This window comes from Streptomyces sp. NPDC048481, assembly GCF_043200075.1.
Lineage (GTDB): Bacteria > Actinomycetota > Actinomycetes > Streptomycetales > Streptomycetaceae > Streptomyces.
Map to the genome: position 1 here is coordinate 1412431 of NZ_JBICXC010000001.1, position 24717 is coordinate 1437147.

The following is a 24717-nucleotide window of genomic DNA, read 5'->3' on the forward strand; positions in this document are numbered from 1 at the left end:
GACACTCGCCTCCGTTCGCCGTCCCACCTGCACCCGCAACGAGGAGACCCCGTGGCCACCGAGACACCGCCCCCCTCGAAAACCCCAGCCCAGCTCCCCTCCACCGAGGAGTTCGTCGCGGTGCAGGAGAGCGCGGAGTTCGGTGAACTGCGCGGCGCCTACCGGGGCTTCGCCTTCCCGCTGACGTTCGCCTTCATCGTCTGGTACCTGCTGTACGTCCTGCTGTCGAACTACGCGGGCGACTTCATGGGCACCAAGCTCTTCGGCAACATCAACGTGGCCCTCGCCCTGGGCCTCGCCCAGTTCCTCACGACCTTCCTCATCGCCTGGTGGTACGCGCGGACCGCGGCCGCCAAGTTCGACCCCAAGGCAGAAGCCATCAAGTCCCGGATGGAGGCGGGCGAATGAGCACCGCACCGCACACCGCGCACCACACCGCCCTGCTCGCCGCGGGCGAGGCGAGCGAGCACCGCACACTGATCATCATCCTGTTCTCGGTGTTCGTCGCCGCGACCCTCGTCATCACCGTCTGGGCCGGCCGCCAGACCAAGGACGCCGCCGACTTCTACGCCGGCGGCCGCCAGTTCACCGGCTTCCAGAACGGACTCGCCGTCTCCGGCGACTACATGTCCGCCGCGTCCTTCCTCGGCATCGCGGGCGCCATCGCCCTCTTCGGCTACGACGGCTTCCTGTACTCCATCGGCTTCCTGGTCGCCTGGCTGGTGGCCCTGCTGCTGGTCGCCGAGCCGCTGCGCAACTCCGGCCGCTACACCATGGGCGACGTCCTGGCGTACCGCATGCGCCAGCGGCCGGTCCGCACCGCGGCCGGCACCTCCACCATCGTGGTGTCGATCTTCTACCTGCTGGCCCAGATGGCGGGCGCGGGCGTCCTCGTCTCCCTGCTGCTCGGCATCACCAGCGACGGCGGCAAGATCGCGATCGTGGCCCTGGTCGGCGTACTGATGATCGTCTACGTGACGATCGGCGGCATGAAGGGCACCACCTGGGTCCAGATGGTCAAGGCGGTGCTGCTCATCATCGGCGCCCTCCTGCTCACTTTCCTGGTCCTGCTGAAGTTCGACTTCAACGTCTCCGACCTGCTGGGCTCGGCCGCCGACAACAGCGGCAAGGGTGCGGCCTTCCTGGAGCCGGGCCTGAAGTACGGCGCCACCGGCACCACCAAGCTGGACTTCCTCTCCCTCGGCATCGCCCTCGTCCTGGGCACCGCCGGTCTGCCGCACATCCTGATCCGCTTCTACACGGTGCCCACCGCCAAGGCCGCCCGTAAGTCGGTCCTGTGGGCCATCGGCCTCATCGGCGCGTTCTACCTCATGACCCTCGCCCTCGGCTTCGGCGCCGCCGCGCTGATCAAGCCGGACGAGATCACCTCGTCCAACAAGGCGGGGAACACCGCGGCGCCCCTGCTCGCCCTCCATCTGGGCGGCGTCGACTCCAACTGGGGCGCCGTCCTGCTGGCCACCATCTCCGCGGTCGCCTTCGCGACCATCCTCGCGGTGGTCGCCGGCCTCACCCTGGCGTCGTCCTCGTCGTTCGCCCACGACATCTACGCCAACGTCATCAAGAAGGGGCAGGCCTCCGAGAAGGAGGAGATCAACGCGGCCCGCTACGCCACCGTCGGCATCGGCGCCGTCTCCATCCTGCTCGGCGCCCTCGCCCGCGACCTGAACGTCGCGGGCCTGGTCGCCCTCGCCTTCGCGGTCGCCGCCTCCGCCAACCTGCCGACGATCCTCTACAGCCTGTTCTGGAAGCGGTTCACCACCGCCGGAGCCCTGTGGTCGATCTACGGCGGCCTGGTCACCGCGGTCGGCCTGGTGCTGTTCTCGCCGGTCGTCTCGGGCAAGCCCTCCTCGATGTTCCCGGACGTCGACTTCCACTGGTTCCCGCTGGAGAACCCCGGCCTCATCTCGATCCCGGTCGGCTTCCTGCTGGGCATCGTCGGCACCCTCCTCTCGAAGGAGGAGCCCGACAAGGCCAAGTACGCCGAACTGGAGGTCCGCTCCCTGACCGGCACCGGAGCCCACTGACCGGCGCCACGGCCCACGGCCCGCTGACCGGCGACGAGGCGCCCCGGCGGCCCGCGTCCGGCCGCCGGGCGGCCCCCGTCGCCGACACCCGGCCCGCGGCCGCGTCGTAGATCCCTACGACGCGGCCGCGTCCCACCTCGTGGGATCGGGCACTGTCGATGTCGGCGGGGTCACGTAGGCTCGCAGTGACGGAGAGAAAACCGGTCCACCACGAGGGAGGGGGCCCACGTGCTCATCGACACCTACGGCCGAGTGGCCACCGACCTGAGGGTCTCGCTCACCGACCGCTGCAACCTGCGCTGCACGTACTGCATGCCCGAGGAGGGCCTGCAGTGGCTGGCCAAGCCCGACCTCCTCACGGACGACGAGATCGTCCGCCTGATCGGCATCGCCGTCACCTCGCTCGGTATAGAGGAGGTCCGCTTCACGGGCGGCGAACCCCTGCTGCGCCCGGGCCTGGTCGGCATCGTCGAGCGGGTCGCGGCCCTCGCCCCCCGCCCCATGATGTCGCTGACGACCAACGGCATCGGCCTGCGCCGCACCGCCACGGCCCTCAAGGCGGCCGGCCTGGACCGGGTCAACGTCTCCCTCGACACCCTGCGCCCCGACGTCTTCAAGACCCTCACCCGCCGGGACCGCCACAAGGACGTCCTCGAAGGCCTCGAAGCCGCCCGCGAGGCCGGCCTGACGCCGGTGAAGGTGAACAGCGTCCTGATGCCCGGCCTCAACGAGGACGAGGCGCCGGACCTGCTGTCCTGGGCCGTCGAGCACGACTACGAGCTGCGCTTCATCGAGCAGATGCCGCTGGACGCCCAGCACGGCTGGAAGCGCGAGGGCATGGTCACCGCCGGGGACATCCTGGCCTCCCTGCGCACCCGCTTCGACCTCACCCCCGAAGGGCAGGACGAACGCGGCTCCGCCCCGGCCGAGCGCTGGCTCGTCGACGGCGGCCCCCACCGCGTCGGCGTCATCGCCTCGGTCACCCGCCCGTTCTGCGCCGCCTGCGACCGCACCCGCCTGACGGCCGACGGCCAGGTCCGCACCTGCCTGTTCGCCCGCGAGGAGACCGACCTGCGCGCGGCGCTGCGCTCCGACGCCCCCGACGAGGAGATAGCCCGCATCTGGCGGCTGGCGATGTGGGGCAAGAAGGCCGGCTCGGGCCTGGACGACCCGAGCTTCCTCCAGCCCGACCGCCCGATGTCGGCCATCGGCGGATAGGACCGGGCACCGGACCGCCGAGGTCGCCCGCCGAGGGCCGAGGGCCAGGAGGGAGAGCCCCGAGAAGGCCCGGGACAAGGCCTGGGACCAAGGCCTGCAAGAAGGGCTACGAGGTCTGCGCGGACTCCCACTCGTTCAGCGGGACGACGTCCTTGAGGAAGCCGCGCACCCCGAGGAACTGCGACAGATGCTCGCGGTGCTCCTCGCAGGCGAGCCAGGTCTTGCGCCGCTCGGGCGTGTGGAGCTTCGGGTTGTTCCACGCCAGTACCCACACCGCGTCCACACGGCAGCCCTTGGCGGAACAGACAGGGGTCTCGTCACTCACTGCTTCGTCTCACCCACACGCACACAAAGGCGACGCCGAGCAGCCACGGGGGGAGCTGCCCGGCGTCGGTCCGTCGCTCCGACGGGGGATGCGGAGCGCGTACGAAGTATGTCACGGCCCACCGTCCCGACGGCACTGGAACAACATGATTGATCTGAGCTTTTCCTGAGCTTGTCGCACAGCCGGTTCACTGTTCGCGCACAGCCCGTTCACGGCCGCCGCTCGCCCGGACCGTGCGCGGATTCGTGCCTGCCGGCCTCCGGCCCGCCCTCGTCCCGCGTACCGGATTCCGCTTGCGGAGCCGCCCCCGCGCGCTCGTCGTCGGCCTGCGGCCGGGCGATCATCGGCCGGACCGGAGCGGTCAGGAACGTCGAGGGGAGCGAGGGCACGTTCTCCCGGCCCGCGTTCGCGATCACCACCGCGATATAGGGGAGCACCAACCCCAGGACCAACGCCACGACGGCCACATGCCGTTCCACGTTCCACAGGCTCGCCGCCAGGATCACCGCCACGGTGCGCACCGACATCGAGATGACGTACCGGCGCTGCCGGCCCCGCACGTCGTCCTGGAGCCCCTGCCGTGCCCCGGTGATCCGGAACACCTCGACGTTCCCGCTACCGCCCTGCTTCCGCATCACAATCCACCGTCCGCCCGCCTCGGCCTTCCACCGACTCTCCACGGTACGCCGCGCCCGCGCCCCCGCCGAGGCCGGGGCGTCGCTCACCGGGACGGACCTGCTGCGCCGTCCCGCGTACGGCCGTACCCGACATGCGCCGTACGGCGACCGGGCCGACACTGAGGGCAATGTCGGCGTAGGGCCGTACGAGGAGGCGTCAAATGGGCTGGTTGTGGGCGATCATCGTGGGATTCGTGCTGGGCCTGATCGCCAAGGCGATCATCCCGGGCAAGCAGCACAGTCCACTCTGGCTGACCACCATCTTCGGCATGCTGGGCGCCATCGTGGGCAACGCGGTCGCCCGTGCCGTGGGAGTCGAGTCCACGCCCGGCATCGACTGGAGCCGCCATGCGTTCCAGCTGATCGCCGCGATCATCATCGTCGCTCTGGGCGACATGCTGTACATGGCGACGCTGGGCAAGAGGAAGCAGCGAGCCTGAGGAGCGGCTGAGCCCCGAGCGGCCGCCGGCCGCGCACATGCTGACGCGGGACGACGAAGGGGCGGCCCCTCGCGGGAACCGCCCCTCGTGCGTCGGAAGCCGTCAGCCGTGCGCTGGCGCCTCACAGGTCAACCGATGGCCCCTCCGGTCAACCGGTCACCGCTCCGATCAACCGGATACCGCTCCGGCCGGCCGGCGGCTGCTCCGGTCAATGGGTTGCCGATCCGGTCGACTGCCAGCTGCTCCGATCAGGCATTGACGCTGCGATCAACTGGTCGCCGGTCCGGTCAACAATCGCCGTCGCGGTCAACTGATGGCCACTCCCCGTCAACTCATTGCCGTCAACTGATGGCCACTCCCGTGGACCGGTCGTCCCTACCGTCAACCGGTCGCTGTACCGGTCAGCCGGTGATCTCCACCGCGGCCAGGTTCTTCTTGCCGCGCCGCAGCACCAGCCACCGCCCGTGCAGCAGGTCCTCCCGCGCGGGGACCGCGTCCTCGGCCGTGACCTTGACGTTGTTCACGTAGGCCCCGCCCTCCTTCACCGTCCGCCGGGCGGCCGACTTGCTGGCCACCAGGCCGACCTCGGCGAACAGGTCGACGACCGGTCCGGGCTCGGCGACCCGGACGTGCGGCACCTCGGAGAGGGCCGCGGCCAGCGTCCGCTCGTCGAGCCCGCCCAGTTCACCCTGGCCGAAGAGGGCCTTGGACGCGGCGATCACCGCGGCCGTCTGGTCGGCGCCGTGCACCAGCGTCGTCAGCTCCTCGGCCAGCGCGCGCTGCGAGGCACGCGCCTGCGGACGCTCCTCGGTCTGCCGCTCCAGCTCCTCCAGCTCCTCGCGGGACCGGAAGGACAGGATCCGTGAATACGTCGAGATATCGCGGTCGTCCACGTTCAGCCAGAACTGGTAGAACGCGTACGGGGTCGTCAGCTCCGGGTCGAGCCAGACGGCGCCGCCCTCGGTCTTGCCGAACTTGGTGCCGTCCGCCTTGACCATCAGCGGCGTCGCCAGACAGTGCGCCTCGGCCTCCGGCTCCAGCCGGTGGATGAGGTCCAGGCCGGCCGTGAGGTTGCCCCACTGGTCGCTGCCGCCCTGCTGGAGCGTGCAGCCGTAGCGGCGGTACAGCTCCAGGAAGTCCATGCCCTGGAGCAGCTGGTAGCTGAACTCCGTGTAGCTGATGCCCTCCTGGGACTCCAGCCGCCGGGCGACCGAGTCCTTGGTCAGCATCTTGTTGACGCGGAAGTGCTTGCCGATGTCCCGCAGGAACTCGATGGCCGACAGTCCGGCCGTCCAGTCGAGGTTGTTGACCATCACCGCGGCGTTGTCGCCCTCGAAGGACAGGAACGGCTCGATCTGCGCGCGCAGCCGCGTCACCCAGTTCGCGACCGTCTCCGGGTCGTTCAGCGTGCGCTCCGCCGTGGGGCGGGGGTCGCCGATCTGGCCGGTCGCCCCGCCGACCAGGGCCAGTGGACGCAGGCCCGCCTGCTGGAGCCGGCGCATGGTGAGGACCTGCACCAGGTGACCGACGTGCAGGCTGGCCGCGGTGGGGTCGAAACCGCAATAGAACGTGACGGGACCGTCCGCGAGCGCCTTGCGCAAAGCGTCCTCGTCGGTGGACAGGGCCCACAGGCCGCGCCACTTCAGCTCGTCGACGATGTCCGTCACGGTTCTCGTATCTCCTAGGTGGTCTTCGTGATGCTCTGCGGGCGGCCGGACCGGTCGACCGGACGACCGCCGGCTATGAGGTTATACGCCTTGGCTGACAGAGCTCATATTGAAATCCGGCACCCGCAGCGCGGGCATCGCGGCCTTGGTGAACCAGTCGCTCCACTCCCGGGGCAGCGTCTTCTCCGTGCGCCCCGCCTCCGAGGCCCGGCCCAGGAGACCGACCGGCGACTCGTTGAAGCGGAAGTTGTTCACCTCGCCGACGACCTCGCCGTCCTCGACCAGGTAGACGCCGTCCCGGGTCAGGCCGGTCAGCAGCAGGGTCGCCGGGTCGACCTCGCGGATGTACCACAGGCAGGTCAGCAGCAGCCCGCGCCGGGTGCTCGCCACCATCTCCTCCAGGGAGCGGTCCTCGCCGCCGTCCAGGATCAGGTTGTCGCCCGCCGGGGCCGTCGGCAGCCCGGTCAGGGCAGCGCTGTGCCGGGTGGTCGTCAGATGCCTCAGCTCGCCCGCGTCGACCCATTGGGTGGAGCGCAGCGGCAGCCCGTTGTCGAACACCGACTGGTCGCCGCCCGAGGAGTGCGCGATGACGAACGGCGCCGACTCCAGGCCCGGCTCGTGCGGGTCGCTGCGCAGGGTCAGCGGCAGCTCGGTCAGCCGTTCACCGAGCCGGGTGCCGCCGCCGGGCTTGGAGAACACCGTGCGGCCCTCGGTCGCGTCCCGGCCCGACGCCGACCACAGCTGGTAGATCAACAGGTCGGCCACCGCCGTGGGCGGCAGCAGCGTCTCGTACCGCCCGGCGGGCAGCTCGATCCGCCGCCGCGCCCAGCCCAGCCGTACGGCCAGCTCGGCGTCGAGCGCCGCCGGGTCGACGTCCTTGAAGTCCCGGGTGGAACGCCCCGCCCAGGCCGAGCGCGTGCGGTCCGGGGACTTGGCGTTCAGCTCCAGCGTCCCGTTCGGCTGGTCATGCCGCAGCCGCAGCCCGGTCGAGGTGCCCAGGTACGTCGAGACCAGCTCGTGGTTGGCGAACCCGTACAGTTCGCGGCCGCCGGCCCGCGCGCGGGCGAACGCCTCGCCCAGGGCCGGGGCGAAGTCGGCGAACACCGCCGAGGAGGTCTCCGCGGGCGCCTCGGTGAACTCCGGGGACGGCGCCACGCCCGTCACCAGGGGCTGCGCGTCCTCGGCGGGGCCCGCCCCGCGCGCGGCGGCCTCGGCGGCCCGCACGAGGGGCTCCAGCTCGTCCGCGGTCACCGCGGCCCGCGAGACGACGCCCGACGCGGTGCCCTCCCTGCCGTCGACCGTGGCGATCACGGTGAGCGTGCGGCCGCGCGTCACGCCGTTGGTCGTCAGCGTGTTTCCCGCCCAGCGCAGGTTGGCCGTCGACTGCTCGTCGGCGATGACGACGCAGCCGTCCGCCCGCGACAGCTCGAGGGCGCGCTCGACGACCTCGTGCGGCTTGGTGCTACGGGCGCTCATCGGCCGGCCTCCTGCGTGGTGTTCAGAATGTTGACGCCCTTGAACAGGGCCGACGGGCAGCCGTGCGACACCGCCGCCACCTGACCGGGCTGGGCCTTGCCGCAGTTGAACGCGCCGCCCAGGACGTAGGTCTGCGGACCGCCCACCGCCGCCATCGAGCCCCAGAAGTCCGTCGTCGTCGCCTGGTAGGCCACGTCCCGCAGCTGCCCGGTGATCCGCCCGTTCTCGATCCGGAAGAACCGCTGCCCGGTGAACTGGAAGTTGTAGCGCTGCATGTCGATCGACCAGGAGCGGTCGCCGACGACGTAGATCCCGCGGTCGACGCTGCCGACGAGGTCGTCGGTGGACATCCCGGCGGGATCCGGCCGCAGCGACACGTTGGCCATGCGCTGCACCGGCACATGGCCGGGGGAGTCGGCGAACGCGCAGCCGTTGGACCGCTCGAACCCGGTCAGCTTCGCGATCCGGCGGTCCAGCTGATAGCCGACGAGCGTGCCGTCCTTCACCAGGTCCCAGGACTGGGCCTCGACGCCCTCGTCGTCGTAGCCGACGGTCGCCAGGCCGTGCTCGGCGGTGCGGTCGCCCGTGACGTTCATCAGGTCCGAGCCGTAGCGCAGCTTGCCGAGCTGGTCGAAGGTGGCGAAGGAGGTGCCGGCGTAGGCCGCCTCGTAGCCGAGGGCGCGGTCCAGCTCGGTGGCGTGGCCGATGGACTCGTGGATCGTCAGCCACAGGTTGGACGGGTCCACCACCAGGTCGTACAGCCCCGGCTCCACGCTCGGCGCGCGCATCTTCTCGGCCAGCAGTTCCGGGATGCGCGCCAGCTCGTCGTCCCAGTCCCAGCCGGTCCCGGTGAGGTACTCCCAGCCGCGGCCGGCGGGCGGCGCGATCGTGCGCATCGAGTCGAACTCGCCGCTGGACTCGTCGACCGACACCGCGTTCAGCGCCGGATGCAGCCGCACCCGCTGCTGGGTGGTCACGGTGCCGGCCGTGTCCGCGTAGAACTTGTTCTCGTGGACGGTGAGCAGCGAGGCGTCCACGTGGTTGATCCCGTTCGCCGCGAGCAGCCGCGCGCTCCAGTCCGCGAGGAGCGCCGCCTTGTCCTCGTCCGGCACGGTGAACGGGTCGATCTCGTAGGACGAGATCCACGTCCGGTCGGCGTGCACGGGCTCGTCGGCCAGCTCGACGCGTTCGTCGGACCCGGCGGCCTTGATCACCTGCGCGGACAGTTTGGCCATCGCCACGGCCTGCGAGGCGACGCGGGCCGCCGCGTCCATGGTCAGGTCCACCCCGGAGGCGAAGCCCCACGTCCCGCCGTGCACGACACGCACCGCGTACCCGAGGTCGGTCGTGTCGGACGATCCGGCGGGCTTGGCGTCCCGCAGCCGCCACGACGCGCTGCGCACCCGCTCGAACCGGAAGTCCGCGTGCGCCGCCCCGAGCGCACGTGCGCGTGCGAGAGCGGCGTCGGCGAGGGCGCGTAGGGGTAGGGCCGTGAAACTTTCATCGATGCTATGGGGCACCTACGTCTCTCCCTGGTGTCGTCGCGTGTGAAGACCTCGATCATGTCGCGCCCGGCGACCGGTGGACCACACCTTCCGCCGGGCTTGCGCAAACTTTCTGTAGGGACCCGACAGCCAGTCCCGTGCGCCACTGTCGGTGCCCGAATGTCCGCGGGCCGAAGCGGACCGATAGGTTTCGAGGGAAGCCGCCTGCCGTCGAGAGTGCGGGCAGGCGCGTCAGATCCCAATCGAAAGGGTGATCCGTTGAGCCGCTCGGTTCTCGTCACCGGAGGAAACCGGGGCATCGGCCTCGCCATCGCCCGCGCGTTCGCCGACGCCGGCGACAAGGTCGCGATCACGTACCGCTCGGGCGAGCCGCCGGCCGCCCTGACGGAACTGGGCTGCCTCGCCGTCAGGTGCGACATCACCGACCCCGAGCAGGTGGAGCAGGCCTACAAGGAGATCGAGGCGCAGCACGGCCCGGTCGAGATTCTGATCGCCAACGCCGGCATCACCAAGGACCAGCTCCTGATGCGGATGAGCGAGGAGGACTTCACCTCGGTCATCGACACCAACCTGACCGGAGCCTTCCGGGTGGTCAAGCGCGCCAACCGCGGCATGCTGCGCGCCAAGAAGGGCCGCGTCGTGCTCATCTCCTCCGTGGTCGGGCTGTACGGCTCTCCGGGGCAGGCGAACTACGCCGCCTCCAAGGCCGCCCTGGTCGGCTTCGCGCGCTCCCTGGCCCGTGAGCTGGGATCGCGCAACATCACTTTCAACGTCGTCGCGCCCGGCTTCGTCGACACCGACATGACCAAGGCGCTCACCGACGAGCAGCGCGCGGGCATCGTCTCGCAGGTCCCGCTCGGCAGGTACGCGCAGCCGGAGGAGATCGCCGCGACGGTGCGGTTCCTCGCTTCGGACGACGCCTCGTACATCACTGGAGCCGTCATCCCCGTTGACGGCGGACTGGGAATGGGTCACTGATCATCATGAGCGGAATTCTCGAGGGCAAGCGCGTCCTGATCACCGGTGTGCTGACGGAGTCCTCCATCGCCTTCCACACCGCCAAGCTGGCCCAGGAGCAGGGCGCCGAGATCATCCTCACCGCGTTTCCGCGGCCCACGCTGACCGAGCGCATCGCCAAGAAGCTCCCCAGGCCCACCAAGGTCATCGAGCTCGACGTGACCAACGACGAGCACCTCGGTCGCCTCGCGGACGTCGTCGGCGAGGAGCTCGGCGGCCTCGACGGCGTCGTCCACTCGATCGGCTTCGCCCCGCAGGACGCGCTCGGCGGCAACTTCCTCAACACGCCGTTCGAGTCGGTCGCCACGGCCATGCACGTCTCGGCGTTCTCCCTGAAGTCGCTGACCATGGCCTGCCTGCCGCTGATGCAGAACGGCGGATCGGTCGTCGGCCTCACCTTCGACGCCTCGTTCGCCTGGCCGCAGTACGACTGGATGGGCCCCGCCAAGGCCGCCCTGGAGGCCACCAGCCGCTACATGGCCCGCGACCTGGGCAAGCAGAACATCCGCTGCAACCTGGTCTCGGCGGGCCCGCTGGGCTCCATGGCCGCCAAGTCCATCCCGGGCTTCGGTGAACTGGCCTCCGTGTGGGACAGCCGTTCCCCGCTCGAGTGGGACCTCAAGGACCCCGAGCCGGCCGGCCGCGGCGTCGTCGCCCTGCTGAGCGACTGGTTCCCGAAGACCACGGGCGAGATCGTCCACGTGGACGGCGGTCTGCACGCCATCGGCGCGTGATCTGCCGCTGAGCGCGGCTGACGGGTGAGGGCCCGCGTCCCCGGCGGCGCGGGCCCTCACCCGTCGTGCGTAGCCCTGCCGTGCGTAAGGCCTTGTCCCGACCACGGCTCCGTCACGCGTACGGCTCGTCACTCGTTCGGCCCAGCCGGCCGGGCGGCACGGGCACCCGGCCAGGCACTCTGGAGTGCGCGTTCCCCACGCGCGCCGCCCTCCCCAGCTCTGCCGAGGAGGTTCCCTTGTGCCCCTGTTCCGTCGTGTCGCTCCGGTGATCGCCGCGGTCGCCCTCGTCCTCTGTCCGCCGTACGGCGCGCACGGCCACGCGCGCGTGAAGCGCCCGGAACCGTTCGGCGCCGAGTGCCGGATCGAGGTCGACGGCTCGCGCGTGATCGCGCACTGTCACAACCCTTACGCCGACACCGACCGGGTCGCCCTGCACATCGAGTGCGCGCGCTGGTGGGACGTGGACACCGACGGCACCCCCACCGACGTCGGCCCCGCCCGTTCCGTGCGGCTCACCGGCCGGTGCTGGAAGGAGGTCGGTTCGGCCTGGGTCAGCCACCGGAAGCGGTGAACCGCCCGGGCCGGCACGACAGGGGATAGGTCGCCGCCTCGACCGCGGCCGTCTCCGCGTCGCCCGCGCGGATCGCGTCCACCAGCCGTGCATGGTCCATGTGCGTCTCGGGCGTCAGCTCCTCGCCGACGTCGTCGCGCAGCCAGTCCCGCAGCACCGCGCCCAGGTCCGCGTACGTCGCCGTCATGACGTCGTTGTGGGAGGCCGCCACCACCGCCAGGTGGAACGTGGTGTCCGCCGCCACGAACGCCTCCGCGTCGCCGGACTCCCAGGCCTCCTCGCGCCGCAGCAGCAACGTGTCCAGCTGCTTGAGGTCCTTCTCCGTGCGCCGCTCGGCCGCGAGCCTCGCCGCGCTCGACTCCAGGGCGGCGCGCAGTTCGGCGATGTGCCGGGGGTCGGCGCCGGCGAAACGGCGGTGCATCACGCCGGCCAGTTCACTGGTCGCGACGACGTAGGTGCCCGAGCCCTGCCGGATATCCAGCAGACCGTTGTGCGCGAGCGCGCGGACCGCCTCGCGGACCGTGTTGCGCGCGACGCCCAGTTGCCCGACCAGTTCGGGCTCGGTGGGAATGCGGGATCCCACCGGCCACTCACCCGAGGTGATCTGGGTGCGCAGCGCGGCGATGACCTGCTCGGACAGAGCCGAGCGGTGGGGGTGGCTCAGGGGCATGGCTCACCTTCGCACGGCTCGGGATGCCGGGGGTCACACGGACATGGACAACCAATCATCCTATGATTCTATGATGGACGGCATGGCAAGCGAGCAGACCCGCACGACGACGCCCAGGACGACGGCCGACATGACGGCCACCACCACGCCGTCTCCCCTTCCCGCACCCGCGGAGGGCGAGCCGCCGTCGCGTGTCGCCCCGCGCGCGTGGACGACGCGACTGCTCCTCGTCGGCATCGTCCTGTCAGCCCTCAACCTCCGGCCCGCCATCACCAGCCTCGGCGCGCTCCTCGAAGAGGTCCGCGACGGGCTCGGCATGAGCGGCAGCGTGGCCGGACTGCTCACCTCCGTGCCCCCGCTCTGCTTCGCCGCCTTCGGTGTCATGGCGCCCCGCCTCGCCCGTCGCTTCGGGCCGGGCGCGGTCGTGTGCGCGGGCATGGCCGCCATCGCGACCGGACTGCTCGTCCGCCCCTACCTCGCGGGCGCCGCCGGGTTCCTCGCCGCCACCGCCCTCGCCCTCATGGGCATAGCCGTCAGCAACGTCCTGATGCCCGTCATCGTCAAACGGCACTTCCCCGACCGGGTCGGTTCGATGACCGGCCTGTACTCGATGGCCCTGGCCCTGGGCACCTCCGCCGCCGCCGCGGTCACCGTGCCGATGACGGCGGCGCTCGGCGGCAGCTGGCGCACCGGGCTCGCGGTGTGGGCGGCCCTGGCGGCGGCGGCCGTCCTGCCGTGGCTGCCCCTGGTACGCGAACGGAGGACGGAACCGGGCGACGCCGCCACGCCGGGGAAGCGCTCCGACGCCCCGACGGCGGCGGGCGACGCCCGGGACGGCCACGCACACACCGACGCGCGCGCGGGCCGCTCCTCCTCCGCCGCGCTGCGCATCACCCGCAGCCGCACCGCATGGGCCCTGGCCGTCTTCTTCGGCCTCCAGGCCACCGCCGCCTACATCACCATGGGCTGGATGCCGCAGATCTTCCGGGACGCGGGCGTGTCCGCGAGCACGGCCGGAGTGCTGCTCGCCGTGACGATGGCGATGGGCGTGCCCCTGGCCTTCGTCATCCCGCGGGTCGCCACCCGGCTGCCGCACCAGGGCCCGATCGTGGTCGCACTCGGTGCGTGCGGCCTCGTCGGATACGCCGGGCTCTACCTCGCGCCCGCCGCGGGGGCCTGGGCCTGGGCGGTGCTCCTCGGCATCGCCAACTGCGCCTTCCCGCTGGCGCTCACGATGGTCGGGATGCGGGCCAGGACGGGCGCGGGCGTCGCCCAGCTGTCTGCCTTCGCGCAGAGCACCGGTTACCTGATCTCCATCCCGGGCCCGCTGCTGGTGGGAGTGCTCTACCAGCACAGCGGCGGCTGGCGCCTGCCCCTGGTGCTCATGGCGGCCCTGATGATCCCGCAGACGGTCGTGGGCGTCCTGGCCGGCCGGGACCGCACCGTGGAGGACGAAGCCACCCGCTGACCCCGCGCGGGACCGCCGCACCGGAGGCGGCGAGCGCCCGCTGTAGCCCGCCTCGCGTCCGTCGGGCGCTCTCGGCCACGGAGGCCCTCCGCAGCCCCCGACAGGACCACTCGCGCCCCCGGCGCCGCCCGCTGCCGCCCTCCTGGCCGGCCCCCTTGGCCGGTGCCCGCTTCCCGCCCGGTCCCCCCACACCATCGTGGCCTTCCTGGTCGCCGGGGCCACCCCCCCGCACGGCCTTCGACGGCCCCCGGCGCGGTCGCCGCCGGTTCGGGGTGCGAGACTGGCCGCATGCCAGTGCTCGACCCGAATCCGCAGAACGGCCAGAAGAAGATGCTGATCGTCTTCGGCTCGTTCTTGGCCATCTTCGTGATCATCGCCGTCATCGCGACGCTCGCCTCGCCCTGACGCCCCCGTCCGGCACGCTGTCGCCGGGGCGCCCGGGCCCCATACCCGGCCGCCGCACCCACGGCACAGCAGGCTATCCGGCACCTCCGGCCCGCCCGCGCCTCTGGCCCGCCCGCGCCTCTGGCACGCCAGCGGCGCCGAAGCCGCCCGTCCGGCGGGGGTGGGGTTAGCCCCCCGTCCCCTAGGGGGTGAGGTTCAGGGTCAAGTGGGTGGATCACCTGATGGGTTGACCGCCGCCGATTCCGTAACTTCGAACCGTGACCGCACACGGCGCTCACGCCCACGGCCCAGGGACCTCGGTCCGGGAGCCGGGACACGGATCTCTCGAAGACAGCGGAGGCAGTCATGTCGGCCCCAACGCACACCCGGCTCCACCCGGCCGCCTCGGGCGGCGTCGGCACCCGGCTGCCCTGGTGGGCCCTGGCCCTCCCGACGCTCGCCTTCGCGACCCTGCTGATGCTGATACTGAACCCCGCCGACGCCCACGCGGCCGGCAGCGACCCGGTGATCACCCACCTCGTCGAGCGCGTACAGATGCTGATCGCCCGCTGACGCCGGCCCCCGCGGCCCCGCCGCACCCGGAAAGCGGCGCCGGGCGGCTTCCCGGCACTGGTGAGGCCCCCTGTCAACTACCCGCGCCCGCTGGCCTGTTTCATGCGAAGCTGGGACTCATGAGCGTCGCAGAAGCCCGCAGGATCGTCCTCTTCCGCCATGCGAAAGCCGACTGGCCACAGGTGACCGACCACGAGCGCCCGCTCGCTGAGCGGGGCCGTAAGGACGCGGCCGTCGCCGGACGCAAGCTGACCGACAGCGGCATCCCCGTGGACCTCGCCCTGTGCTCCACCTCGACCCGCACCCGGGAGACGTGGAAGCTCGCGGTCCACGAATTCCCGCAGCGGCCGAAAACCGTCTACGAGGAGCGCATCTACGAGGCTTCACCGGGCGAGCTGATCGCCCTGCTCAACGAAACCCCCGACGACGTCCGCACCATCGTCCTCATCGGCCACAACCCCGGGATCCAAGGGCTCGCCGAGATCCTGTCCGGCCGTTCCGACGGCGACGCGGGCGAGCGCATGCGCCGCCGCGGGTTCCCGGCCGCCGCCTTCGCCGTCCTGTCCTTCGACGGCTCCTGGAAGGCCCTGGAGCCCGGCACGGCCGCATTGCTCGACTATTGGGCCCCCGAAGAGTGAACCGCTGACCGACCGGCACGCACGAGGGCCCGCGCCGCGTCGGCGCAGGGCCCTCTTCGTCCCCTTCGGCCGCCCGTGGAACCACGGCGGCCCGCGCCGATCCCGCGCCGTCGCCCGCGGTCCGCGCGGCGGGCTCCGCCGGGGTCCGCCCGATGCCTGACCCGGCGGCCGGCGGGCTACCGCTCGTCGTGCGTCTCCGCGGCCTCGACCTCTTCGCGGGTGATGCCCAGCAGATACAGGACGGTGTCCAGGAACGGCACGTTCACCGCCGTGTGCGCCGCCTCGCGCACCACCGGCTTTGCATTGAAGGCGACCCCGAGACCGGCCGCGTTGAGCATGTCGAGGTCATTGGCGCCGTCGCCGATCGCGACGGTCTGGGAGAGCGGGACGCCCGCCTCGGCGGCGAAGCGGCGCAGCAGCCGCGCCTTGCCCGCGCGGTCCACGATCTCGCCGGTGACCCGGCCGGTCAGCCTGCCGTCGACTATCTCCAGCGTGTTGGCCTGCGCGAAGTCCAGGCCGAGCCGCTCCTGCAGATCGTCGGTGACCTGGGTGAAACCGCCGGAGACGACACCCACCTGGTAGCCGAGCCGCTTCAGCGTCCGGATCAGGGTGCGCGCGCCCGGCGTAAGCCGCACCTCGGCACGCACCTTGTCCACGACCGAGGCGTCCAGCCCCTCCAGCAGCGCTACGCGCGCGTGCAGGGACTGCTCGAAGTCCAGTTCGCCGCGCATCGCGGCCGCCGTCACCTCGGCGACCTTGTCCTCGCAGCCGGCGTGTGCGGCGAAGAGCTCGATCACCTCGTCCTGGATGAGGGTGGAGTCGACGTCCATGACGACGAGCCGCTGGGCCCGCCGGTAGAGGCCCGCGTCCACCACGGCGACGTCCACGCCCAGCACTCCCGCGTCCCTGACCAGGGCGGTGCGCAGCGGGCCGGCCTCCACACCGGAGACGGCGAACTCGACGGCGGTGACGGGGTACTTGGCCAGCCGGAAGATACGGTCGATGTTGCCGCCGGCCTTGGTGATCCTCGCGGTGATCGCCGCCGTGGCCTCCGCGGTGAGCGGATGTCCGAGCACCGTGACCAGCGACCGGCCGAGGCCGCGCGGCCGGTTGTCGCCGTGGCCGGAGATGATCTCCGCCTGCATCTTCATCGACTCGGCCCAGCTGTGGACCGTCGAGCGCAGGTCGCCCTCGAGGCCGGGCGGCGGCTCGGTCACGAGCGCGCACAGCACCATCCGGCCCCGCGTGACGACCTGCTCGATGTCGACCACGTCGACGGAGTAGGCGGCGAGGGTGTCGAAGAGGCCGGCCGTGATGCCAGGCCTGTCCTTGCCGAAGATCTTGACAAGGAGCGTGGGAACGTCGGAGGACGAGGTCTGCGAAGCGCTCATGGTGCACCCACCGTATCCGGCACCCGGTGCCGTTCGCCGCCGAGGTCCGCCTGACGGACAGGCGCCCCCGACTGCCGGAGAGGCGGTGTGCGCCTCGCCCGACGGTTGCCGACTCCCCGATTCTGCGTGCCGTCGCGCCTCACCGCGATCCGCGCGGCGTCCTCGGTCCCCTGGGAGCGGGCGGTGGCGGGGGAGGGGGAGGGGGCGGCCCGTCGTGGGGGCGGGGCGACGGACGTCCACGGGGTGCGCGCGGCGCCGGTCCCATCGGGCGGACCACGGTCGGCGCTCCGTAGACGTCGTCCGATCCGGACGGAGGCGGCTCCTGCGGCCGCGAGCCGTCCCGGGACCGCGACCGCTCGCCCGACCTCTCGCCCTCCCGCTCCTGCTCCTGCCCCGCCCCCTTCCCCGCCCCCGCCTCCGCACCGGGCCGGGCATCCTGCGGCCCGCGCAGGTCGTCCGGCAGGCGGAGGTAGGGGTTGGTGGCAGGGTTGGGAGGCCGGTAGGAGGGAGCGCCCGGCGCGTACGGGCCCGTCAGGCCGTCCGTGTGCCTCGGAGGCGAAGCGGGACCGGCGGATCCATGACGTCGCGCGTCCCCGCCCGGCTCCACCGCGCCCCCGCCCGCGTCACCGCGTGCCAAGGGAGCGGCCAGTGCCCCCGCGGCCCCCGTGGCACAGGCCAGCCCCGCGCCGACCAGCCCTGCGCCCGCCCCCCACAGGGCGCCCAGCAGCAACGCGGCGCCGAGGTGTCCGTGCAGCTCGATCCCGGCCCCGAAGGCGTCGAAGCCCAGCACGGACAGCGACGCGTTCACGGAGACGTCCGTCAGCCAGGCCGCCGACGGCAACGCGAGCGCGGTCGCGAGCCCCAGCCGCACGGCGCACCGCCCGGCGAACCCGACGGCGCCGCCTTCCCGGGCGGTCCGCACCCGGCCGCCGGCCCCCGGAGCACCGTCGGCAAGTCCCTGCGTCACGCGCGCGCAGGCCTCGGCTCCCGCCCCCGGCCGGGCACGCGGCTTCGGTGTCCGTACCGCCGTCAGCACTCCCGCGAGCAGCATCATCAGCGCGGCGGCCACCGCCAGCAGCCACACCCGTCCGTCCAACTCGGCCAGGCGGTCCAGCGTCACGGGCCGTCGGCCGCCCGTGCCCAGCAGCTCGTCCAGCGGGGCCGGCAGGACGGTCGTCAGGGCGCCCGTCGCGCGTCCGTCCCAGGGGACGAACAGGCCGATCGGGATGCCCAGCCAGACGCCGTTCGGAGCGCCGAGCAGGGCCGCGCCCGCGATGCGCCGGGGGTGGTCGTCGCCGATCGCCGCGTACGCCGCCGCGGCCAGCCCGGCCGCCACCGCCACCAGCGCCACCGTGACGACGGCGGACGCGGCCGGCCGTACCACGCGATGCACCGCCTCCCACGCGCGGGGGAGCGGGGTGCGGCGCGAGGCCAGCACGGCGATCAGCAGGACTCCGAGCGACCAGCCGAGGCCGCCGAGGAGGGTGGAGGCGGTGTCCACCGTGAAGCCGACCGCGGCCTTCGCGTGGACCAGGTCGCCGAGCCGGTCGGGCAGCAGACCGCCGATGTCCCCGACGTCCCCCAGCCCGGGGATGTCCAGGCCCCCGCTCCCGCCCCCGCTGCTCCCGCCCCCGGCGTCGGGCAGGTCGTCGAGGCCCAGCGAACTCCCGTCGAGCGTGACGACGTCGTGCCCCGCCCAGGCCAGCCCGCCGAGCATGGCCACGAACAGAGCGGCCGTCGACCCCACGCGCGCGAGGAGTTCGGCGGGCGCGATCACCGCGCCGGCCGTGCGCAGGGACCGCAGGAAGAACCACGACAGGAGCAGCGCGCCGACCAGGCTCACCCCCAGTGGCGTGATCTCGACGGCCGTGTCCGCCTCCGCGCCCGTCAGCCCGAAGGCGGACACGTCGCCGGACGGGGTCACCGAGCCGCCCGCCCCCAGGACCACGACCGCGGCCGTCATCGGGCCCAACGAGCCCGCCGCGTCGGCATCCAGCAGGTGCAGCCCGAGCGCCGCGGTCCCGGCCATCGCGATCAACGCCCAGCTCACCGCGGCGACAGCGGCCGGCAGCACGTCCGCCCATGGCACGCCCCTGCCGCGCACCGCGCTCCCGCCGCCTTCGACAACCGTGCCGGCGCTCATGCAGACCCCCCGATCCGCGGTGTGGAACGGCGAAGATCGCCGCTTCCGTCCCCCTCGCGTGCTTTACCACTCTCCGGGCCGTTTTCAACCCCGTCAACGGCAACTGCGGGCACGTGTGCGCGTGCTCTTCACAAGGCCCGACTTTCGGTCAGGGGGCCGCTACTGAAATAGTTCCCCCCGATGTTCGACATCCCTAGACTCCCCGTTGATGGGGCTACTCGGGGGACAACTCAGTGGGGCTGGAGTGCCGGAACTCGTACTGGAATTGAACGGACGCACCTGGACGCTCGATCCGTCCAGGTCCTACACCCTCGGACGTGATCCGCAGGGCGACATCGTCCTCGACGACGCCAGGGTCTCCTGGCGACACGCCACGGTCAGCCACAACGGCCGCAGTTGGGTCGTCGAGGACCACGGCAGCACCAACGGCACGTTCGCGCAGGGGCAGCGGATCCATCAGCTGGAGATCGGTCCCGGCTCGGCGTTGCACCTGGGCAACGCGACCGACGGACCGCGCGTGAGCGTCTCGGGAGCGCAGGCGCCCGCCGCGCAACCACGGCAACAGCCGTACGCGGCGCAGGCCGCGAACCCGGGCTGGGCCCAGCAGGGCGCGCCGCAGCAGCCGGCCGGGCAGGGGCCGCAGGCGGGCTGGCAGCCGCCGCAGCAGTCCGCGCCGCACGTGCCGCAGCAGCAGGGCGCGGGCGAGCCTTACGTGCAGCAGGTGCCCGGTGGTGGCGCGGGGGCGCCGCCGGTCTACGGCGACCGCAGCCCCACCACGTTCCACCAGTTCTCCCTCGGCCGCGTCATGCGCATCGGCCGTGCGCTGGAGAACGAACTCGTCGTGTCGGACCTCCAGGTCTCCCGTCACCACGCCGAGTTCCACTCGACGCCCGACGGCCGGATGGAGATCCGCGACCTCGGCTCGCACAACGGCACCTACGTCAACGGCCAGCCGATCCCCAAGGGCGGCTCGGTCCAGCTCGGCCCGGCCGACGTCGTCGGCGTCGGCCACTCGACGTTCCGGATCGTCGGCGACCGGCTCGAGGAGTTCGTCGACACCGGTGAGGTCTCCTTCTCGGCCCGGCATCTGACGGTGACGGTCGACGGCGGCAAGCAGATCCTCAAGGACGTCTCGTTCGGCGTCCCGGAGAAGTCGCTGATCGCGGTCATCGGTCCGTCCGGTTCCGGCAAGTCGACGCTGCTCAAGGCGCTGACGGGCTACCGGCCCGCCAACCAGGGCGACGTCCTCTACGACAACCGCAACCTGTACAAGCAGTTCGCGGAGCTGCGTCAGCGCATCGGTCTGGTCCCGCAGGACGACATCCTGCACAAGGAACTCACCGTCAAGAAGGCCCTCAAGTACGCGGCCAAGCTCCGTTTCCCGGCCGACACCACGGCCGCCGAGCGTGACGCCCGCATAGACGAGGTGCTGCGCGAGCTGAAGCTGGACATCCACAAGGAGAAGAAGGTCACCTCGCTCTCCGGCGGCCAGCGCAAGCGCGTCTCGGTGGCCCTGGAGCTGCTCACCAAGCCGTCGCTGATCTTCCTGGACGAGCCGACCTCCGGTCTCGACCCGGGCATGGACCGCGACGTGATGCAGCTGCTGCGCGGCCTCGCCGACGACGGCCGCACGGTCCTGGTCGTCACGCACTCGGTGGCCGAACTCGCGATCTGCGACAAGCTGCTCGTGATGGCGCCGGGCGGCGCGGTGGCCTACTTCGGCCCGCCCGAGGAGGCGCTGAACTTCTTCGGCTACGACACCTGGGCCGACGTCTTCTCCGCCTTCGAGAACTACCGCGACTACGACTGGGCGGGCCGCTGGAAGGGCTCGCAGCACTATCAGATGTACGCCGCGGACATCGACGCCGTGGCGCCGCAGTCCGTACAGGTCCCGCCGATGCAGGCGATGAAGCCGCCGAAGCCGCAGGGCTGGATGTCGCAGTTCGTCACCCTGGTGCGCCGCTATGTGTCGGTGATCGCCTCCGACAAGGGCTTCCTGGCGCTGACGGTGATCCTTCCGGCCGTCCTCGGCGCGGTGAGCCTGCTGATCGACTCCGGCAACAGCCTGCTGCCGAACCCGGTCAACCCCAAGAGCGGGCGGATCATCCCCAACGGCACGGCCACCACCGTCCTGCTGATCCTCGCGGTGGGCGCCTGTTTCGCGGGCGCGGCGAACTCCGTCCGTGAGCTGATCAAGGAACGGGTCATCTACGAGCGGGAACGGGCGACCGGCCTGTCGCGGTCGGCGTACCTGATGTCCAAGGTGTTCGTGCTCGGCGTGGTCACCGTGCTCCAGGGCCTGCTGGTCGGCGTGATCGGCTTCGCCAGCCGGGAGATCCCGAAGGAGGGCCTGGTCCTCGGCGGCGCCACCATGTTCGAGCTGTCCATCCCGATCATGGCGCTCGGCTTCACGTCGATGATGTTCGGCCTGGTCATCTCGTCGCTGGTGAAGACGGCCGAGAAGACCATGCCGCTGCTGGTGATGTTCGCGATCATCCAGGTCGTGTTCACCGGCTGTCTGTTCACCCTGAACGGGGCGGTCGGCGTCAACCAGTTCTCGTACCTGATGCCGTCGCGCTGGGCCGTCGCGGCCGCCGGCGCCACGCTCGACTTCAACAAGATCAGCCCGCCCAAGGACGGCGGCGCCGCGGACCCGCTGTGGGAGCACACCGTCGGCGCCTGGAGCCTCGACATGATCGCGCTGATCGTGCTCGGTGTGATCTGCGGCTTCTTCGTGGCCCGCTTCCTGCGCCGCCACGAGCCCGAGGTCATGCGCAAGTAGTCCCCGCGTACGACGCCGAAGGGCGGCGCCTTCCCGGTCGGGAGGCGCCGCCCTTCGGCGTGTGTGGGGGGGGGTGCGTCAGTACGCGCTGTTCACGTTGTCGATCGTGCCGTACTTGTCGGCGGCGTAGTTCGCGGCGGCGGTGATGTTGGCGACCGGGTCGTAGATGTTCCAGGACGTTCCGGCGACGTGGTACGCCGTGAAGGTCGGCGGGATCACCTGGAGCAGACCCTTGGACGGGATGCCGTTGATGGCGTTGATGTCCCAGTCGTTGATCGCGTTCGGGTTGCCCGAGGACTCGCGCATGATGTTCTTGTGCAGGCCGTGGTAGCTGCCCGGGATGCCCTTGGACTTCATGATGTCCAGGGACTGCTTGATCCAGCCGTCGAGGTTGTTCGCGTAGTGCCGGACCGTGGCCTTCTTGATCGCGGCGCGCTTGACCGAGCGGTTCGCGGCCTCCTTGGCCTTGCGCGAGGCGGCGGCCTTCCGCTTGGCGGCGGCCTCGGCGGCCGCCTTCTTCTTCGCGGCGGCGGCCTTCGCGGCAGCGGCCTTCTTCTTCGCGGCGGCGGCCGCGGCGGCCTTCTTCTTCGCCTCGATCGCGTCGACCTTCACGCTCGTCGCGGCCAGCTGGTCGGTGACACTGGTCTTGACGTCCTGCACCGGCTTGGAGCTGTAGGCGACCTGGGCGGACGAGACGGCGTCCGTAGTGGTCGTCTGCGCGTCGGCCGGCACCACCGAGAAGGCGAGGGCGGCGGCACCGAGGGTGGCCGCACCGGCGATCGCGATCTTGTGAGTGTTCTTGGGCATGCGGAAGGACCTCTTCGTATCAGCGCGGAGGTCGCTCTCATCGTCCAACGGCGGACAGCGGGTGCTTGAGGCACGAGCACCGGCGGGCTGACCCGGCGGTGCTGAGCGACGAGAGCAATTCTTAGCGGCCGCAAAATGCCCAGGCAAAGGTGTGACGTACGATCCCCGGTAGTGGATCGGGGAAGGGCAAAACGGGACAGATAGAACCATCTGCCCCGTTCACCGGGTGCCCCTTTGTCTCCTAAAGTCCCTAGTACGTGATGTGTGCCCTATGCGCGGGCTCACACGGCCTGTAGATCGTTCTCACAGCTGGTTGCCAGAGCAATGCTGTGCGTCAGGGCCCTCCTCCGGCAGGAGGAGATGCAGGTCCCCGAACTCGTGCCACAGGTACCGCGCGCGCAGCGCCTCCTCGTAGCCCCGCTCGATCGCGGCCCGCCCGGCCACCGCCTCCAGCATCAGCAGATGCGAGGCCTGCGGCTCGTGCAGCCCGGTCAGCAGCCCGTCCACCACCCGCACCCCGCGCGCGGGAGTGACGACGAGATCCGTCCACCCCGCACGCGCGCGGACGACCCCGTCGGCGCCGGCCGCCGACTCCACCGCCCGCACGGCGGTCGTCCCCACGGCGATCACCCGCCTGCCCGCGGCCCGCACCCCCTCGATCAGCCGCGCCGACGCCCCGGGCACCGCGAAGCGCTCCGGATACGGCGGCTCGTGCACCTCCGCGGAGGCCACCCCGGTGTGCAGCACGACCGGCGCGAACAGCACCCCGCGGCTCACCAGCTCCGCCACCAGGGCGGCCGTGAAGGGCCGCGCCGCACTCGGCATCTCCGCGCTGCCCGCCCCGTCCGCCGACGCCAGCGCGAAAACCGTCTGGTGAGCGGACAACGGCTGGTCCCGCTCCGTGTACGAGTAGCGGATCGGCCGCCCGTACTCCCGCAGCAGCCCCGAGACGGCCCCGCCGGGCGAGACCCGCCCCCACCACAACCGCCCCCCGCCCCGCGCCAGCGGCTCCTCCAGCACCAGCCGCGCACCCCCCGGCAACCGCACCCGCGCACCCGCCGGACCGCCCGCCCGCGCGCGCGTCGTGCCCGTCCCGTCCGGCTCGCGCAGCTCGACCGCCCACCGCCCGTCGTCCCCGCGCGTCGAGAAGTGCACCACCACACGCGTGTGCCCGATCCGCCCGTCCACGGCCGCCGCCAGCGTCGTCGAGGTGTTCACCACCAGCACGTCACCGGCCCGCAGCAGGCCCGGCAGCTCCCGGAACGCGTGATGCGCCACCGCCGTCCCCCGCGACACCAGCAGCCGGACGTCGTCCCGTCCCCGCCCCGGCCCGCGCTGCTCGGCCGGCACCCGCGCCGACAACTCCTCCGGCACCCCGCCCCACTGCCGCACCGACTCGTGCGGGACCCCCGTCACCGTCATCGCCGCGCCTCCAGGAGCGCCGCGGCCCCGTACCGGCCGCTCGCCGGACGCTCGTCCAGCAGCCGCAGGAACGCCGGCGCCACCGCGGCCGGATCGGGACGAGGACCGTCGTCGTCCGGGACGGCCGCCGCGTACAGGTCCGTGGCCATGTCACCGGGATCCACCGCCCACACCCGCAGCTCCGGCTCCTCCACGCCGAGCACCGCCGCCAGCCGGTCCAGCGCCGCCTTGGACGCCCCGTAGCCGCCCCACGTCCCGTACGCCTCGACGGCCGCGTCCGAGCTGACGGTGACCACCGCGCCCGCCCGCGCCCCGCGCAGCAGCGGCAGCGCCTCCTGGACCAGCGCCAACGGCGCCACCACGTTCACCTCCAGTGCCCGCCGCAGCCCGTCCGGCGGCAACGCCTCCAGCCGCACCAGCGGCTCCGCGCCCAGCGCGCTCGCGTTGTTCACCAGCAGGTCGCAACCCCCGAGCCGCCGGGCGGCCGCCACCAGCTCGGCCCGGTGCCCCGCGTCGGTGACGTCCCCCGCCCGGACCTCCACCCGCGTCCCGTACGACGCCATGGACACCGCCGCCGCCTCCAGCGCACGCCCCGTCCTGGCGTCGAGCACCAGGTCCCAGCCCCGGGCGGCCAACGCCTCGGCCAGCGCCCGCCCCAGCCCCTTCGACGCCCCCGTGATGATCGCTACCGGCATGACAACCGTCCCCTTCGTCCGACCGCCTCCGTCCGGCGGTGCCCCCAACCTAGGAACGCGCCGTCCGCC

Annotated in this window: 23 protein-coding genes; 12 read left to right on the forward strand and 11 right to left on the reverse strand. The window is 71.9% G+C overall.

All coding sequences use genetic code 11. The features are described 5' to 3' along the window. Window positions 1-51: 51 nt before the first annotated feature. The 3 genes from ACGFSH_RS06065 to moaA all read left to right on the forward strand — a co-directional run bounded on the left by ACGFSH_RS06065 (window position 52) and on the right by moaA (window position 3263). The gene (locus ACGFSH_RS06065; RefSeq protein ID WP_393345379.1) at window positions 52-408 is read left to right on the forward strand and encodes a DUF485 domain-containing protein; all 357 of its coding nucleotides are present in this window, start codon (window positions 52-54) and stop codon (window positions 406-408) included. Continuing rightward, window positions 405-2045 (forward strand): cation acetate symporter, encoded by a 1641-nt coding sequence (locus ACGFSH_RS06070; protein ID WP_393345381.1) that lies wholly within the window; start codon window positions 405-407, stop codon window positions 2043-2045. Before ACGFSH_RS06065 ends, ACGFSH_RS06070 begins: the two co-directional genes overlap by 4 nt. A gap of 228 nt (window positions 2046-2273) precedes the next feature. Continuing rightward, window positions 2274-3263 carry a GTP 3',8-cyclase MoaA gene (gene moaA, locus ACGFSH_RS06075; protein ID WP_393345383.1) on the forward strand — a complete coding sequence of 330 codons (990 nt, stop codon included), beginning with the start codon at window positions 2274-2276 and terminating at the stop codon, window positions 3261-3263. 106 nt (window positions 3264-3369) lie between these two features. Here moaA and ACGFSH_RS06080 read toward each other — a convergent pair whose 3' ends face one another. After that, window positions 3370-3588: a hypothetical protein gene (locus ACGFSH_RS06080; protein ID WP_393345385.1), complete on the reverse strand. Its 219-nt coding sequence runs from the start codon at window positions 3586-3588 to the stop codon at window positions 3370-3372. Window positions 3589-3797: 209 nt separating this feature from the next. After that, on the reverse strand, window positions 3798-4223 hold the full coding sequence (locus ACGFSH_RS06085; protein WP_393345387.1) for a DUF3099 domain-containing protein: 426 nt from the start codon (window positions 4221-4223) through the stop codon (window positions 3798-3800). Window positions 4224-4426: 203 nt separating this feature from the next. On the opposite strand from ACGFSH_RS06085, the gene ACGFSH_RS06090 reads away from it, so the two are divergent. Next, window positions 4427-4705, forward strand: coding sequence for a GlsB/YeaQ/YmgE family stress response membrane protein (locus tag ACGFSH_RS06090; RefSeq protein WP_329408495.1), 279 nt, complete (start codon window positions 4427-4429; stop codon window positions 4703-4705). 401 nt (window positions 4706-5106) lie between these two features. Here the strand turns inward: ACGFSH_RS06090 and tyrS are convergent, their stop codons facing one another. The 3 genes from tyrS to ACGFSH_RS06105 all read right to left on the reverse strand — a co-directional run bounded on the left by tyrS (window position 5107) and on the right by ACGFSH_RS06105 (window position 9368). After that, a complete protein-coding gene (gene tyrS / locus ACGFSH_RS06095) occupies window positions 5107-6372 on the reverse strand; it encodes a tyrosine--tRNA ligase (RefSeq protein ID WP_393345389.1) in 1266 nt (421 codons plus the stop codon). Window positions 6373-6453: 81 nt separating this feature from the next. Then, window positions 6454-7848, reverse strand: coding sequence for a metallopeptidase TldD-related protein (locus ACGFSH_RS06100; protein ID WP_393345391.1), 1395 nt, complete (start codon window positions 7846-7848; stop codon window positions 6454-6456). After that, window positions 7845-9368 (reverse strand): TldD/PmbA family protein, encoded by a 1524-nt coding sequence (locus tag ACGFSH_RS06105; RefSeq protein ID WP_393345392.1) that lies wholly within the window; start codon window positions 9366-9368, stop codon window positions 7845-7847. Before ACGFSH_RS06105 ends, ACGFSH_RS06100 begins: the two co-directional genes overlap by 4 nt. A gap of 243 nt (window positions 9369-9611) precedes the next feature. Between ACGFSH_RS06105 and fabG the strand changes: the two genes are divergently transcribed. From fabG to ACGFSH_RS06120, 3 genes are all read left to right on the forward strand, one after another. After that, window positions 9612-10331, forward strand: coding sequence for a 3-oxoacyl-[acyl-carrier-protein] reductase (gene fabG / locus ACGFSH_RS06110; protein ID WP_329408489.1), 720 nt, complete (start codon window positions 9612-9614; stop codon window positions 10329-10331). Window positions 10332-10336: 5 nt separating this feature from the next. Next, window positions 10337-11104, forward strand: coding sequence for an enoyl-ACP reductase FabI (gene fabI, locus ACGFSH_RS06115; protein WP_256918226.1), 768 nt, complete (start codon window positions 10337-10339; stop codon window positions 11102-11104). 238 nt (window positions 11105-11342) lie between these two features. After that, the gene (locus ACGFSH_RS06120; RefSeq protein ID WP_329408486.1) at window positions 11343-11675 is read left to right on the forward strand and encodes a hypothetical protein; all 333 of its coding nucleotides are present in this window, start codon (window positions 11343-11345) and stop codon (window positions 11673-11675) included. Here ACGFSH_RS06120 and ACGFSH_RS06125 read toward each other — a convergent pair. After that, a complete protein-coding gene (locus tag ACGFSH_RS06125) occupies window positions 11656-12345 on the reverse strand; it encodes a FadR/GntR family transcriptional regulator (protein ID WP_393345395.1) in 690 nt (229 codons plus the stop codon). The genes ACGFSH_RS06120 and ACGFSH_RS06125 overlap by 20 nt on opposite strands. Window positions 12346-12415: 70 nt before the next feature. On the opposite strand from ACGFSH_RS06125, the gene ACGFSH_RS06130 reads away from it, so the two are divergent. The 4 genes from ACGFSH_RS06130 to ACGFSH_RS06145 all read left to right on the forward strand — a co-directional run bounded on the left by ACGFSH_RS06130 (window position 12416) and on the right by ACGFSH_RS06145 (window position 15408). Beyond that, a complete protein-coding gene (locus tag ACGFSH_RS06130; RefSeq protein WP_393345396.1) occupies window positions 12416-13813 on the forward strand; it encodes a CynX/NimT family MFS transporter in 1398 nt (465 codons plus the stop codon). A gap of 288 nt (window positions 13814-14101) precedes the next feature. Beyond that, window positions 14102-14218: an SGM_5486 family transporter-associated protein gene (locus tag ACGFSH_RS06135; protein WP_329408482.1), complete on the forward strand. Its 117-nt coding sequence runs from the start codon at window positions 14102-14104 to the stop codon at window positions 14216-14218. 345 nt (window positions 14219-14563) lie between these two features. After that, window positions 14564-14770 (forward strand): hypothetical protein, encoded by a 207-nt coding sequence (locus ACGFSH_RS06140; protein WP_393345398.1) that lies wholly within the window; start codon window positions 14564-14566, stop codon window positions 14768-14770. A 119-nt stretch (window positions 14771-14889) separates the two neighbouring features. Continuing rightward, entirely contained in the window at window positions 14890-15408 is a 519-nt protein-coding gene (locus tag ACGFSH_RS06145; protein WP_393345400.1) for a SixA phosphatase family protein, read from the forward strand. A gap of 176 nt (window positions 15409-15584) precedes the next feature. Here the strand turns inward: ACGFSH_RS06145 and serB are convergent, their stop codons facing one another. Together serB and ACGFSH_RS06155 are read right to left on the reverse strand one after the other, a co-directional pair. Further along, the gene (gene serB / locus ACGFSH_RS06150; RefSeq protein WP_393345402.1) at window positions 15585-16799 is read right to left on the reverse strand and encodes a phosphoserine phosphatase SerB; all 1215 of its coding nucleotides are present in this window, start codon (window positions 16797-16799) and stop codon (window positions 15585-15587) included. Between the two features lie 139 nt (window positions 16800-16938). Then, on the reverse strand, window positions 16939-18942 hold the full coding sequence (locus tag ACGFSH_RS06155; RefSeq protein ID WP_393345403.1) for a streptophobe family protein: 2004 nt from the start codon (window positions 18940-18942) through the stop codon (window positions 16939-16941). 244 nt (window positions 18943-19186) lie between these two features. Between ACGFSH_RS06155 and ACGFSH_RS06160 the strand changes: the two genes are divergently transcribed. After that, complete coding sequence (locus ACGFSH_RS06160; protein WP_393345405.1) at window positions 19187-21724, forward strand: FHA domain-containing protein; 2538 nt, start codon at window positions 19187-19189, stop codon at window positions 21722-21724. A 78-nt stretch (window positions 21725-21802) separates the two neighbouring features. Here the strand turns inward: ACGFSH_RS06160 and ACGFSH_RS06165 are convergent, their stop codons facing one another. The 3 genes from ACGFSH_RS06165 to ACGFSH_RS06175 form a co-directional block, all read right to left on the reverse strand. Next, a complete protein-coding gene (locus tag ACGFSH_RS06165) occupies window positions 21803-22531 on the reverse strand; it encodes a transglycosylase SLT domain-containing protein (RefSeq protein ID WP_393345407.1) in 729 nt (242 codons plus the stop codon). A gap of 303 nt (window positions 22532-22834) precedes the next feature. Further along, complete coding sequence (locus ACGFSH_RS06170) at window positions 22835-23953, reverse strand: S-adenosylmethionine:tRNA ribosyltransferase-isomerase (RefSeq protein ID WP_393345409.1); 1119 nt, start codon at window positions 23951-23953, stop codon at window positions 22835-22837. Next, window positions 23950-24648 carry an SDR family NAD(P)-dependent oxidoreductase gene (locus ACGFSH_RS06175; protein ID WP_393345410.1) on the reverse strand — a complete coding sequence of 233 codons (699 nt, stop codon included), beginning with the start codon at window positions 24646-24648 and terminating at the stop codon, window positions 23950-23952. The genes ACGFSH_RS06170 and ACGFSH_RS06175 overlap by 4 nt, the downstream gene beginning before the upstream one ends. Window positions 24649-24717 lie beyond the last annotated feature (69 nt).